This is a genomic window from Bacillus sp. NEAU-Y102, from assembly GCF_054788175.1.
The window spans coordinates 218841-232601 of the sequence record NZ_JBTWFK010000002.1 but is presented as its reverse complement, the minus strand read 5'-3'; the positions used below and the strand labels follow the sequence as shown (position 1 = coordinate 232601).

Here is a 13761-nt window from a genome sequence, read left to right as displayed (position 1 = left end):
TATGTTTACGATGGTACAAAAACTTTGGCTTACAGTAGTGTGTGCAGTATGTGTAACAGTGTCCTTTCTTTATTTCGTATCTTTATACTCATATGAAAAACTATACGTTGATAATTTAAAAGGTTCATTAGTAATGGAAGGGAAAAATCTTGCTGCTCAGTATGATAAGCGCGAAGGAATATCAATTTTTGAAGAGAAAGTAAGATCATTTGATCAAATATCTAGTTCAGACGTTCTTTTCGTGTCTAATCCGCGTGATTTAAGTGCATGTTTACCTTTTGATGTGCATCATCATTCTCTTATAAGTGAAGGAGATAGGCAAACGCTATTAGATGGGAAAACTGTGACAAAGATAGGATATGAAGAACATTTTGAACGTAATATTATGGGGGTTGTCATCCCTGTATTGGAAAATAAAAAATTAGTCGGAATTGTATATTCTTATATTCCTTTAAAAAGTATAAAAGACTTAATATATGATATGGGTCTTATTTTAGCACCACTAGCAATTGCGATGATTTTAATTACGATATGGGTTGGAAGAAAAATTATAATTGCAATAACGAAGCCGCTTTCGCAAATGGAGCGGGTTGCAAACCATTTGGCTACGGGAGATTTCTCGGAGCGGATTACCGTTTCTTCAGAGGATGAAATTGGACGACTAGGAAAAGCATTTAATAAAATGGCAAATTCATTGGAAACAGAAGATGTAAAGCGTAAGGAATTTTTAGCAAATGTTTCGCATGAACTTAGAACACCACTTAGTTATATAAAAGGGTATAGCGAGGCTATTTTAGATGGCGTTGCAAAGGGACCACAGCAGGAAAAAGTAACGCAGCTAATTCATAAAGAAGCAGGTCGTATGCAGCGTCTCGTTCATGACTTGTTAGACTTAGCGCAATTAGAAGGTGAGCACTTTCCGTTAAAGAAGCAACCTATCGTTTTTTCACAGCTGATTGAAGACGTATTAGATACGTATGAGATTAAGTTTATAGAAAAGGAAATTCATATTTCAACCAATTTAAATCCAGAGGTCATTGTCATGATTGATGAGGATCGTATGCAACAAGTGCTTCATAATGTGTTAGATAATGCGATACGGTATACAAATCAAAATGGAAATATCGTTATAACTTTAGAGCAAATCGATGATTACTGTGAATTAAAAATAAAAGATACAGGAATTGGCATTGATATAGAGCATTTAGAAAATCTTGGCGAGCGCTTTTACCGAGTTGATAAAGCGAGAAGTCGTCAACATGGTGGAACAGGTTTAGGCCTTGCTATTGTGAGACAAATTGTTCATATACATGGTGGACAGTGGAAAATTAAAAGTGAAAAAGATAAGGGAACAACGGTTATTATTAAACTGAATGTACAGGATGAGGTGGGCATGTTCTAATTTTTAGGACATGTTCTTTATATTGAAGGGAATATTTATCTCGCTATTTGCCGGGCAGTAAGCCCCCCACCTCAAAATTCAGCGGAAGCAAAGAAGTTAGGTGGGGGATGAAAAAAAAACCTACTGATTAAAGTTTCACTTTATACGTAAAAATATAAATTAATATGTAATAAATATCGGAAATTTGACTATTTTATGAACAAAACATTTGTACTTCTTATCAATTCGGTCTAAAATAGTTATGATGCAAAGTTCTTATAAATCGTTTCAATTGTTGTTTGGAAGATACTGAGGTGATTTAACTGGAGTACAAATCTATTAAACCGAAAAAAATTTACGAAGAAGTATCTGAAGCTATTTTAACAATGATTAAAAATGGTACGTTAAAACCTGGTGACAAACTACTCCCTGTGCATCAATTAGCTGAGCAGTTTCAAGTTGGCAGATCTGCTGTTCGTGAAGCGCTAAGTGCGCTAAGAGCGATGGGCTTAATTGAGATGAAACAAGGAGAAGGTACATATGTGAAGAACTTCGATTCTTCTTCATTAACAAAATCATTAAACAATAGATTATTAATGAAGAAAGAAGATATTTTGAATTTATTAGAAGTACGAAAGGTGCTTGAAGTGGGGGCAGTTCGAGTAGCGGCGGCAAAACGTACGGAAGATAATTTACAAAATATGAAACATTGGTTAGATGAAATGGCAAAGAGCATTGGAGATGAAAAGGCTGGCGAAAAAGCTGATTTTCAATTTCATATGGGAATTGCAGAGTCTTCGCATAATAACATTTTGCTTGAACTCATGAATCATGTTTCAGAGATGATTGCTGAAACAATTGGTGAATCAAGACGCATTATTTTATATGGTGAACAAACGACATCAGAACGACTTATAGAAGAGCATCAAGTTATATATGATGCGGTGTTAAAACAAGATGTAGAATTAGCGCAGCAAGCAATGCTAGATCATTTAACAAATGTAGAACATATTGTCACAGGTAAAAACGATATAAATTCGTAATTTAATCTTTTAAAAATTTAATTTTCTGATAAAATAGAGAGAGATTAAGTAAGCGTTTTCTTTAGGAGAGGGAGAGGATAGGCCATGGTTGAGCCTATTTCTTCTCTACTCAATCATCTGATGACCATATGTTTGTTGGCGAAGTTGTAAAAAGGGGGAGTAATAGTTATGAAAGTTACTTTATTTGTTACTTGTTTAGTCGATATGTTTGAAACAAATGTCGGTAAAGCAACAGTTGAAGTGTTGGAGCGTTTAGGTTGTGAAATTGAATTTCCAGAAGCACAAGTTTGTTGTGGTCAGCCTGCTTATAATAGCGGCCATGTAGAAGCAGCAAAAGAAGCGATGAAACATATGATTGAAACTTTTGAAGATGCAGAATATATTGTTACACCATCTGGCTCGTGTGCGACAATGTTTCATGAGTATCCGCATGTTTTCAAAGATGATCCAAAGTGGGCTAAACGTGCACAAAAAGTTGCTGATAAAACTTATGAATTTACACAGTTTATTGTAGATGTTTTAAAAGTTACAGATGTTGGTGCAAGTTTATCAGGGATAGCTACTATTCATAAATCATGTCATATGACACGTATGCTCGGAGTAAAAGAAGCACCAGGGATTTTATTATCAAATGTAAAAGGATTAACTGTGAGAGATTTGCCAAACGTGCAAAATTGTTGTGGGTTTGGGGGAACGTTTTCAGTTAAGATGACTCCAATCTCTGAGCAAATGGTAGATGAAAAAGTAGATAGTGTAATGGAAACAGGTGCAGATTATTTAATCGGTGCAGATTGTGGGTGTTTGTTAAACATTGGCGGACGTATTGAGCGTTTAGGAAAAGAAGTAAAAGTAATGCATATTGCTGAGGTACTGAATAGTCGCTCATGAAGGGGGAACATAAGCTATGTCTATGAAAATCAGTGAGAAAAAATTTAATGATCGCGTTGGTGATGGAATTCAAGATTCGTTTATGCGCGGAGCAGTATCTTCGGCACAAACGCGCTTATATACGAATCGCTTAAAAGCCGCAGATGAATTAGGAAACTGGGAAGAGTGGCGTGAACTAGGTGAACAAATCCGTCAACATACGTTAGAAAATCTTGATTATTACTTAATGCAGTTAAGTGAAAATGTATCAAAAAGAGGCGGACACGTGTACTTTGCGAAGACGAAAGAGGAAGCAGCAAAGTATATTCAAGACGTCGCCAAAAAGAAACAAGCGAAAAAAGTAGTAAAATCAAAGTCGATGGTAACAGAAGAAATCAGTATGAACCATGCGCTTGAAGAGATTGGCTGTGAAGTGTTAGAGAGTGATTTAGGAGAGTATATCTTGCAAGTAGATAACGATCCACCTTCACATATTATTGCACCTGCACTTCATAAAAATAGAACGCAAATTCGCGATGTATTTAAAGAAAAGCTAGGCTATGAAAATTCTGATGACCCGTATGAAATGACAAAGTTTGTTCGTAAACAACTTCGTGAGAAATTTATGGATGCAGAAATTGGTGTAACTGGTTGTAACTTTGCTGTTGCAAATACGGGCTCCCTTTGTTTAGTAACGAATGAAGGTAATGCAGATCTTGTTATGTCAATTCCGAAAACACAAATTGCAGTAATGGGTATGGAACGTATGGTTCCGACAATGGAAGAATTAGATGTTTTAGTTGGTTTACTATGTCGTAGTGCAGTAGGTCAAAAATTAACAAGTTATGTAACAGTAGCAGGACCAATTCAAGAAGAGGAAGTTGATGGACCTGAAGAATTCCATTTAGTTGTTGTTGATAATGGTCGCTCTCAAATTCTTGGATCTGAATTCCGTTCAGTATTACAATGTATTCGTTGCGCTGCTTGTGTTAACGTATGTCCTGTATATCGTCACGTTGGTGGACATTCATATGGATCGATTTATTCAGGACCAATCGGCGCGGTATTAACACCGCTTCTAGGTGGATATGATGATTATAAAGAGCTTCCTTATGCATCTAGTTTATGCGGAGCATGTACAGAAGCTTGTCCAGTAAAAATTCCATTGCATGATTTATTATTAAAACATCGTCAAGTCATCGTTGAGCAAGAAGGTCGTGCACCACTTGCAGAAAAACTAGCGATGAAAATGTTTAGTATGGGTGCTTCTTCAGCTGCTTTATATAAAATGGGTTCAAAAATGGCACCAGCGGCAATGAGTCCATTTACATCTGGTAATCGTGTATCAAAAGGTGTTGGCCCACTTAAAAACTGGACGGATATTCGTGAATTCCCAGCTCCAAGTAAAGAACGATTCCGTGATTGGTATAAAGATCATAAGAAAGGCGGGGATAAATAATGACAGGATTAATTCAAAACCGTGATGCCTTTCTAGATAACATTGCAAAAGAACTTGGGCGCGCGCGTAAAACAGAAGGTGTAGAGCGTCCAGTATGGAAAAGTAATGTGAATATAGAAACGTTAAAAGATTATTCACAAGAAGAATTACTAGAAGTGTTTAAAAATCAATGTACAAACATTCATACAACTGTAGTAGAAACGACAAATGAACGTTTACGTGAAGACCTTCAACAAGTAATCATGGAAAACGGCGGAGGACCTATTTTATTATCAGCGGATGAGCGTTTTGATGCATATGGTTTAACATCTTTATTTAAAGAAGAACTTCCAAAGCGAGACGTTGAAGTAAACGTATGGGATCCAGAGAGAAAAGACGGAAATATGCGTTTAGCTGAAAAAGCGAATATTGGTATTGCATTTAGTGATTATACATTAGCTGAATCTGGTACAATTGTTGTACAAAGTCATAAAGGACAAGGACGTTCTTTACATTTTTTACCGACTGTATATTTAGCTATTATTCCACGTGAAACACTTGTGCCTCGTATTACACAAGCAGTTCAGGATATGAACTCACGTGTAGAAGATGGCGAGACAGCGGCATCTTGTATTAACTTTATTACAGGACCAAGTAACTCGGCTGACATTGAGATGAATCTTGTTGTCGGAGTACATGGACCATTAAAAGTAATATATTTCATCGTATAAAAGAGGGGAAAGCAGGCCAGAAAATGGCCTGCTTTTTTAGTAGAATAATGGATAATATGAAGTAGAAGTTCTCTCCTTTTTTTGCTATGTTTTTTGGGAAAGGAGAGGAAGGGATGTTCACTTATTTATATGCACTGTTAGCAGGAATGGTGTTTGGGTCTTTTTTTATGTTAGTTGCGATGAGGGTTCCATTAGGGGAGTCTATCATTACCCCGCGTTCACATTGTCATTATTGTAAATATGTGCTAAGGCCAAAAGAACTAATCCCCATCATTTCATTTTATATACAAAGAGGCTGTTGTACGAATTGTAAGAGGCAAATTCCGATTATGTATGTAGCATTTGAATGTATAACAGGAAGTATATTTCTTCTTACCGTGTATATGATTGGAATAGAACGAGAGCTTATTATCATTTTATCCCTTTTTTCGCTACTTCTTATTATTTCACTTACAGATTACTTATATATGTTAATTCCTGATCGTATTTTAATTTCATTTGCCGTTTTACTCATTCTCGAAAGTGTTTTTGTACAATTAGTTACTTGGACAGATAGTATAGTTGGTAGTGGTGTTATATTCATTTTGTTATATTGCATGCAAAAGATATATCCAGAAGGGCTTGGCGGTGGAGATATAAAACTACTTTCGTTGCTTGGGTTTATAGTAGGAGTGAAGGGAGTTTTTATCATTTTATTTTTAGCATCTTGTTTTAGTCTTTGTTTTTTCGGGATTGGGATCGTATTAAAGCGTATAGAAGTACGAAAGCCCATTCCATTTGGTCCTTTTATTAGCCTTGGGGCAATATGTTATGTATTGGTCGCATATTCAAAGTAGAGAGGGAATAGAAAATGAACGTATATATGGATGATCAAAGAAGTTGTCCGTTCGGGTATGTGCCGGCAACTACAGTAGAATGTACCTTACAAATGGTTCGGGATTATGGTGTGAATATTCTTTCCCTTGATTTTAATATGGGATGGGGAGAAAAAAGTGGACTAGATTTTGTAGAAGCCTTTTGTACAGAAGGGTTATATGTAAATGAAATTCACCTTCATACGAATGATATCATCGGTATGCATAAGATGAAACAAAGATTGGATAAGGGAAAGGAAGAAGGAGAAATTAATCCTCACCTTGTTGTTAAATATGTGGGAAGCTAAAAACTCCAAAGTAAAACTTTGGAGTTTTTAATGTTTCATATGTGCTTGTAAAGGAATAATCTCTTCTTGTTGAGCTGCTGCGATTTCAGTTTCTTCCTGTTGAACGTCAGGTGTTTTCTTAGTTAAGTAGTGGTATACCATACCGACAAATACTGATCCGCCAATAATGTTACCGATTGTAACAGGAATTAAGTTATGAATAGCACCTGAAAAAGAAATTGTCTCAGGATGCGGTGAAACTAAAGATAAAGCAAAGAGTGATAAGTTTGCAATACTATGTTCGTAACCAGATAAGAAGAATGTGAAAACAAGTAGCATCATGACCATTATTTTTGCTGTGTCACCTTTGACCTGAGAAGGTAAGAAGCAAGCAAGACATACGAGCCAGTTACATAAAATGGCTTTAAAGAATAACTGCATTGTAGGTGTGTTCATCTTTCCTTCAACGACTTTACTCATTAAGTGACCGTGATCAATTGCTTCAAAAATTCCAGTTGCGTAAAATAGTAAGGCAAAGAATAACGCGCCACCTAAGTTACCTGCGTAACAAGCAACCCAGTTACGCAGTGTATCAGAAATCGTTGTTTCCTTTCTTAAAGTTGCTACAGTAAAGTACATTGTGTTTCCAGTAAACAATTCAGCACCGCCATATATAATAAGTACGAGAGCAATCCCGAAAAACATAGAAGCAGCTAAATAAGTTGCTGGTGAATCTGCAATGTGAAAAAAATTACCTAATTTAAAACATAGTACAATAATAAAACCGATATAAATACCCGCAAGTGCAGCACGAATGAAATATTGCATTGGGTTTGTATCTAGCATTTTCTTTTTGCTTTTAGCCAGTTTGACAACATAATCTAGTCCTTGTTCTAGCATGAGTAATACGCTCCTTTAGTAAATCTTCTATAAATACTCCTTATATGAATAAAGTACATGGAATTGTTCTCACTTTCAATAAGTTTGTGCAATGTTTCACAAAAAGGACATACATATATTGAGAAAGCGTTTACAAAAGATAGTATAATGGAATTTTTTCTGGATATTGAGAGGAAGAAAGCAAAAAGAAAAAGCGCTGTAATTACAGCGCTTTTTCGTCTAAATTCTTTTCTACTTTTACTTCTACTTCTTTTGAGAAGAACCAACCACCAACTGCGATTCCGACTAATACAATCCAGAATGTAAGCTTCCACGGAGTGGATTCTGGGAATGAATGTGGAATTACATTTAATGCAGGGTGTGCTAATGTATAAACTGCTAGCTTTACACCAACCCAACCTACAATTAAGAATGCTGCAGTTTCAAGTCCTGGTTTACGTTTTAAGATTTGTACGAAAGCAGTTGCTGCAAATCGCATAATGATTAATCCGATAAGTCCACCCACAAAGATAACAACGAATTGCCCAGTATCAAGACTACCAATTGTACCTAATCCTGTTTTTGGTAAAGTCATTGCTAGTGCAACAGCAGCTAAAATTGAATCAACTGCGAAGGCGATATCAGCAACCTCAACTTTAAATACAGTCCACCAAAAGTTCTCTTGTTTTTTCTTTGCTTCTTTTTCTTCAGTTTCTTCATCCGTATTCTTTTTAACATACGTTTTAAATAAGTGATTACCAGCGATAAACATAAGGTAGATGGCACCGATTGCTTGCACTTGCCATACATCGACTAAGAACGAAATCATAAATAACGATCCGAATCGGAAAACAAATGCCCCCGCTAATCCATAAAATAGTGCTTTCTTTCGTTTTTCTTCTGGTAAATGTTTTACCATAATTGCAAGAACAAGAGCGTTATCAGCCGCTAAAATTCCTTCAAGTGCAATTAGGATGAGTAATACCCAACCATACTCCAATAATAATGATACATCCATGTACATTCTCCTCTCATTTCTATAAGTTCTAAATAAGTGAAGAATTTCCCCACTATTTAGTTTCCCCATACTCCTGCCTATTAACTTTGGAAGAATCTGGAAATGAATACAAAAAAGACCTCTGCCGTTAATAGGCAAAGGTCTTGCTAGACATATGTAATGAAAATGCCAACAAAGCCGGAAGAACTAAGTTCTACGTAATGACGACTTTGTTTCCAAGAAATTTTCTTGGACGCTACTCCCCTTTGGAGATATGCTATTGTATTCTCATTATATGGATAATTTCTACGGTTGTCAACCTGTTAAAATATCTTCATTCGGATATTTTATTTTCCGGTTCTTTTTACGAGCAAATGAAAAAGCCAATGTTAAAGGACCCATTTTCCCAAAAAACATCATAAAGATAATAATAGCTTTTCCGATTATAGTTAAGTGGGGTGTTAAGTTCATACTGAGGCCAACAGTCCCAAATGCTGAAAATACTTCGAAAGCACTCATCAATAGAGGAACTAGCTCAGTAATACTCAAAATTAAAATAGCAAAAAAGATAAATGAAATGGAAATAATAGTAATAGTTAATGATTTGACAATGAGAGTATCTTTAATGGACTTTTTAAATACGACAATATCCTCTTGTTCTTGTAGAAATTTAAATACGCCAAAAAATATGATTAAAAATGTTGTTAACTTAATCCCACCACCCGTTGAAGCGCTACCAGCACCAATAAACATAAGGAGCATCATTAATAGGAGGGAAGGTTTTGACAATGTAGAAATATCAACTGTATTAAACCCGGCAGTTCGCGTTGAAATTGCTTGAAAATAAGAGGCTATTCCTTCTTCAAATGGGGTAAAACCTCTCATAGAAAGGGAGTTATGGAACTCGAATATAAAAATAAAAAGGGTAGCAATAATGTTGACGATTAGAGTAGAAGAAAGCATAAGTTTTGAATGTAGTGTAAGGTTTTTAAAGTTTTTCTTTCTTTTTATGTCTACGATTACTGTAAAACCTATTCCACCTAAAATGATGAGAGAGGAAATGACGAAATTGACAAGAATGCTATGAGAATGGGACATTAAATTATCGCTCCACACAGAAAAACCAGCATTGTTAAAGGCTGAGATTGAATGGAAAAAACTATAATAGATCCCTTTGGTAACCCCATATTTTGGTACCCACTCAAAAGAAAGAATTAAAGTAGCGATACATTCGACTGTAAAAGAGAATAAAAATAACGATTTGGCAAGACGGATGACGCCGCCGATATTCGTTTGATTTAATGCTTGTTGTAATAAAATACGGTTTTGAAGACCGATTTTTCTTCCGAGCATAATCGCAATTAAGACAGCAAAGCTCATAATGCCAAGCCCGCCAACTTGTATAAGCGTTAAAATGACACATTGTCCAAATAAAGTAAACATTTTTCCGGTATCTACAACACCAAGCCCAGTAACAGTACAAGCGGAAACGGTTGTAAATAAGGCATCGAGCCATGAAATGGACGTTGTCGTAGCAATGGGCAGTTTTAATAAGCATGTGCCGACAACTGATAATAGAAGAAAAGATAAAGTAAGAACGCGGGGAGGGCTCATGCTAATATTAATCCGTTTCATTTCACATATCGCTCCTTTCATTTTGCTTTGATTAGTATGTGAAAAAGCACTATTATGTATGTTGAAAATAGAAAGAGGCAGAGAATATCTGCCTCTAAGCCATATGTTATATTATTATCCACGTAATTGTTGTTGTGCTAAAGCAACAAGACGTTTTGTTACTTCACCGCCAACTGAACCGTTAGAACGAGATGCTGTATTAGACCCTAAGCTTACACCAAATTCTTGTGCAATCTCATATTTAAATTGTTCAAGCGCTTGCTCTGCACCTGGAACTAATAATTTGTTTGTTTTTACCATGTTGATACACATCCTTATGAGTAGTCCAGTTCAGCTAAGTTCTTATCTAAACTGGTAACGTTATTTTATGTGGAAATGACGTAGTCATACGCGGAAGTAATCGGTGCGATTAGAAGTTCTTGGATAGAAAAAAGAGTAGCAAATTTGCTACTCTTTTTTTAGTATTGTCGCCGTTCCTTCCACGACAATATCATCTGATTGATTATATATGTTTGTTTGCAACGTAATGATTTTTTTATCGTCACGCTTCTTAATAACCTCTGCCACAACACGAAGTGTATCACCGATTTTGACAGGGGCACGGAATGAAACATTTTGGGATAAATAAATCGTATTTTTGCCTGGGAGTTTCGTTCCAAGGATGGTAGAAATAAAACTCGAAACGAGCATACCGTGAGCAATACGTTCTTTAAACATTGTTGTTTTTGCAAAAGAATCTAAAATATGAATAGGATTCACATCTCCAGTCAATTTTGCAAAATTGATAACATCTTCATCCGTAATTGTTTTTGTAAGGGATGCTTGATCACCGACTTGAATCTCATCATAACGAAGCTCCGGAACAGTTTGTGCTTCTTGAAATGGATTCATTTTGTCCTCCTTCTTTTCCATATCGAAAAATGCTAGCCATCTTGATGTAGTAGGAGGAAGAAAGAGTTTTGTTTGTGCTGCAGTTAGCTCCCACATTTTTCTTACTTGATGGAAGTAAATAGATTTTTTGAATTTTCCTCGAACTTTTTTGCGAGTTCCAACTGTTTTGACTTGAACTCTTCCAAAAAACCCTCTAACTGTTTTTGAGCCTCTTCACGTTGTAATTGTTGTTGCTCAATAAATTGTTTTGTTGTTTCTTCAAATTGACCGCTTGTTTGTGTAAGGATTGACAAAGATGTTTTTGTAGGAGAAACAGTAAGTTGCTGCATATGAGCAGAAAGTTCCTTCCACTTGTCTTGCCACTCGTTAATTTGATCATTTAAGGAGTTTCCAGTTAATTGTTTCACGTAATCTGTATATTGGTTATTGAACTGAGCAGTGAGTTGTTGTAGTTCTTTTTCTAGTTCATCTACTCCTGATGTTAATTTATGCAAAGCGTCTTGTTGTTGTTTTAATGTTTCTAAAGTAAGTTGCTCTAATTGTTTCCCAGCTGAAGAGAAAAGGGAAAGTGATTGAGACCAGTTTTTCCAAAATGCATCGACTAATTCGTATGGTTTAGTTTCCATTGTTTGACCCCCAAATGTTTTTTTGCATATTGTGAACGCAGATTACTCTGCTGTACCACCAGGTGAAGATGAAGAATCCTTTTCATCCTTTTCTGGAGAAGTAGAAAATGGAAAGAATGCATTGGTGTATAACGTGAAAAACGTTCGCAACATATTTTGATAATGTTCAAAAGAAGTCGCACATGTTGTTAAATATTGCTCTCCATATTCAGTTAAAGAATAAATTCTTTTTGCCGGCCCTCCATCGCTTGTATCCCAAGTAGAAGAAATAAGGTTTTCTTTTTCTAATTTGCGTAGTGTTCTATAAACATTACCTTGGTCAACAGAAGAAAAGCCGATATCCATTAGCATTTGAATAAGTTTGTAACCATGAAGACTCCAGTCTTTTAGACAGAGAAGTAAGAAGGGAACTAAGAAGTTTTTTGGCATGGAGTTTGGTTGTTTCGCTTGGTTGTTCTCCAAACTTTCGCGTTGTTCTGGTTCATTTTGTAGCATGATTGTGCATCACCTCATGAATCAGTTAGATGGAATTTTTTGCTTATAAGTGCAATTTACACCTATCTGTTTTTAAAGTCAACACATTTGTTAGAAAATAGAAAAAATAAAATATAGACTTGAAGTTTTATTCAGAATATTAGAAAATAGTGAATAGGTTGAATTGTTTCAAAAACGAAAAAGGGAGTGTAGGTAAAGTGATTGATCAAAAATTCGATCCACTACAAGCATGGAAAAATGCTTATGAACAAACCGAAACATTTTGGGGAAAAGCGCTCAATGAAACAATTAAAACAGAAGAATATTCTGCTTGGATGGGCAGCGTTCTAGATTTGAATTTGTTTTATCAAAAAGCATTAAATGATACGACAAAAAACTATTTAGAACAAGTAAATGTGCCGACGAAAGAGGATATCGCAAGAGTGGCTACGCTTGTTATTAACTTAGAAAATAAAGTAGATAACATTGAGGAGTTTCTAGAGGAGAAAGTAGATTCTTTAGGACAAGCTCCTACATTAAAGCGTGATGTGACGAAAGTGAAACAAGATATTCGTACGCTTGAAACAAAAGTAGATCAAATTTTAGAATTGCTAGAAAAGCAAAATGCAGTACTAGCTAAACTACAAGTACCTGTAAAAGAAGAGATAAAGCCTGCGAATAAGCCGGAAAATAAAAAATGATAAAAGCGCTTGTTTATAACAGGTAAAAGAGAGAGGGAGAATCTCTTTCACGTGTAAACGGCGAAACATAATTATATAGGGACTCTACAGTATGAGTACCAAAATGATTCATAACAATCGTTCACAAATTCATTTAAGGGGGAAAAGAAATGGTTCAATTAAATGGCAAAGTAGCAATCGTAACAGGTGGAGCAAAAGGGATTGGAAAAGCAATTACAGTAGCATTAGCACAAGAGGGAGCGAAAGTAGTTATTAACTATAATAGCAGTAAAGAAGCAGCTGAAAATTTAGTAAATGAACTAGGAAAAGATGGACATGACGTTTATGCAGTGCAAGCGGATGTTTCTAAAGTAGAAGATGCAAACCGACTTGTAGAAGAAGCTGTGAATCATTTTGGTAAAGTTGATATTCTTGTTAATAATGCTGGTATTACAAGAGATCGTACATTCAAAAAGTTAAATCGTGAAGATTGGGAGCGCGTAATTGACGTGAATTTAAGTAGCGTATTTAATACGACAAGCGCGGTTCTTCCATACATAACGGAAGCGGAAGAAGGAAGAATTATTAGCATTTCTTCTATTATTGGCCAAGCAGGTGGATTTGGCCAAACAAACTACTCAGCAGCAAAAGCGGGTATGTTAGGATTTACAAAATCATTAGCGTTAGAACTTGCAAAAACAAATGTCACTGTAAATGCAATTTGCCCTGGATTTATTGATACTGAAATGGTAGCAGAAGTACCAGAAGAAGTACGTCAAAAAATCGTTGCAAAAATCCCGAAAAAACGTTTTGGTCAAGCTGATGAAATTGCAAAAGGTGTAGTATACCTATGCCGTGACGGTGCGTATATCACAGGTCAGCAATTAAACATTAACGGCGGATTATATATGTAATGAAGTAAGAAAAAAGTGCATATCCATAGCAGGAATGCACTTCTTTTTTTAGAAGGAAATCGAC

At 35.7% G+C, this 13761-nt stretch carries 16 protein-coding genes and 1 riboswitch; of the genes, 9 read left to right on the top strand and 7 right to left on the bottom strand.

Annotated features, from left to right (window positions below):
• Window position 1 precedes the first annotated feature (1 nt).
• From ACYFX0_RS07650 to ACYFX0_RS07620, 7 genes are all read left to right on the top strand, one after another.
• A complete protein-coding gene (locus ACYFX0_RS07650; protein ID WP_000494814.1) occupies window positions 2-1402 on the top strand; it encodes a sensor histidine kinase in 1401 nt (466 codons plus the stop codon).
• A 332-nt stretch (window positions 1403-1734) separates the two neighbouring features.
• Complete coding sequence (locus ACYFX0_RS07645) at window positions 1735-2424, top strand: FadR/GntR family transcriptional regulator (RefSeq protein ID WP_254904515.1); 690 nt, start codon at window positions 1735-1737, stop codon at window positions 2422-2424.
• Between the two features lie 168 nt (window positions 2425-2592).
• Window positions 2593-3312 (top strand): (Fe-S)-binding protein, encoded by a 720-nt coding sequence (locus tag ACYFX0_RS07640; RefSeq protein WP_000869152.1) that lies wholly within the window; start codon window positions 2593-2595, stop codon window positions 3310-3312.
• 16 nt (window positions 3313-3328) lie between these two features.
• Window positions 3329-4750 carry a LutB/LldF family L-lactate oxidation iron-sulfur protein gene (locus tag ACYFX0_RS07635; RefSeq protein ID WP_000061930.1) on the top strand — a complete coding sequence of 474 codons (1422 nt, stop codon included), beginning with the start codon at window positions 3329-3331 and terminating at the stop codon, window positions 4748-4750.
• Window positions 4750-5460: a LutC/YkgG family protein gene (locus ACYFX0_RS07630; protein ID WP_460270195.1), complete on the top strand. Its 711-nt coding sequence runs from the start codon at window positions 4750-4752 to the stop codon at window positions 5458-5460. Before ACYFX0_RS07635 ends, ACYFX0_RS07630 begins: the two co-directional genes overlap by 1 nt.
• A 113-nt stretch (window positions 5461-5573) precedes the next feature.
• Window positions 5574-6296 carry a prepilin peptidase gene (locus ACYFX0_RS07625; protein WP_460270194.1) on the top strand — a complete coding sequence of 241 codons (723 nt, stop codon included), beginning with the start codon at window positions 5574-5576 and terminating at the stop codon, window positions 6294-6296.
• A gap of 14 nt (window positions 6297-6310) precedes the next feature.
• The gene (locus tag ACYFX0_RS07620) at window positions 6311-6622 is read left to right on the top strand and encodes a cyclic-phosphate processing receiver domain-containing protein (protein ID WP_001103766.1); all 312 of its coding nucleotides are present in this window, start codon (window positions 6311-6313) and stop codon (window positions 6620-6622) included.
• A gap of 27 nt (window positions 6623-6649) precedes the next feature.
• Here the strand turns inward: ACYFX0_RS07620 and ACYFX0_RS07615 are convergent, their stop codons facing one another.
• The 7 genes from ACYFX0_RS07615 to phaQ form a co-directional block, all read right to left on the bottom strand.
• Window positions 6650-7501 (bottom strand): formate/nitrite transporter family protein, encoded by an 852-nt coding sequence (locus ACYFX0_RS07615; RefSeq protein ID WP_000893035.1) that lies wholly within the window; start codon window positions 7499-7501, stop codon window positions 6650-6652.
• 202 nt (window positions 7502-7703) lie between these two features.
• Window positions 7704-8498: a TerC family protein gene (locus ACYFX0_RS07610; protein ID WP_000383326.1), complete on the bottom strand. Its 795-nt coding sequence runs from the start codon at window positions 8496-8498 to the stop codon at window positions 7704-7706.
• Between the two features lie 82 nt (window positions 8499-8580).
• Window positions 8581-8754: riboswitch (yybP-ykoY riboswitch) on the bottom strand.
• A gap of 38 nt (window positions 8755-8792) precedes the next feature.
• A complete protein-coding gene (locus ACYFX0_RS07605) occupies window positions 8793-10112 on the bottom strand; it encodes a TrkH family potassium uptake protein (protein WP_460270191.1) in 1320 nt (439 codons plus the stop codon).
• A gap of 114 nt (window positions 10113-10226) precedes the next feature.
• Complete coding sequence (locus ACYFX0_RS07600; RefSeq protein ID WP_000241212.1) at window positions 10227-10412, bottom strand: alpha/beta-type small acid-soluble spore protein; 186 nt, start codon at window positions 10410-10412, stop codon at window positions 10227-10229.
• A gap of 147 nt (window positions 10413-10559) precedes the next feature.
• Window positions 10560-11003, bottom strand: coding sequence for a MaoC family dehydratase (locus ACYFX0_RS07595; protein WP_001067916.1), 444 nt, complete (start codon window positions 11001-11003; stop codon window positions 10560-10562).
• A gap of 101 nt (window positions 11004-11104) precedes the next feature.
• Complete coding sequence (phaP, locus tag ACYFX0_RS07590; RefSeq protein WP_000448596.1) at window positions 11105-11629, bottom strand: polyhydroxyalkanoic acid inclusion protein PhaP; 525 nt, start codon at window positions 11627-11629, stop codon at window positions 11105-11107.
• Window positions 11630-11671: 42 nt separating this feature from the next.
• A complete protein-coding gene (phaQ, locus tag ACYFX0_RS07585; RefSeq protein WP_000939954.1) occupies window positions 11672-12124 on the bottom strand; it encodes a poly-beta-hydroxybutyrate-responsive repressor in 453 nt (150 codons plus the stop codon).
• A 197-nt stretch (window positions 12125-12321) separates the two neighbouring features.
• Here phaQ and phaR point away from each other — a divergent pair, with 197 nt between their 5' ends.
• Window positions 12322-12804 (top strand): polyhydroxyalkanoic acid synthase subunit PhaR, encoded by a 483-nt coding sequence (gene phaR / locus ACYFX0_RS07580; protein WP_000566941.1) that lies wholly within the window; start codon window positions 12322-12324, stop codon window positions 12802-12804.
• Window positions 12805-12953: 149 nt separating this feature from the next.
• Window positions 12954-13697: an acetoacetyl-CoA reductase gene (locus ACYFX0_RS07575; RefSeq protein WP_000250407.1), complete on the top strand. Its 744-nt coding sequence runs from the start codon at window positions 12954-12956 to the stop codon at window positions 13695-13697.
• The last annotated feature ends 64 nt before the right edge of the window (window positions 13698-13761 follow it).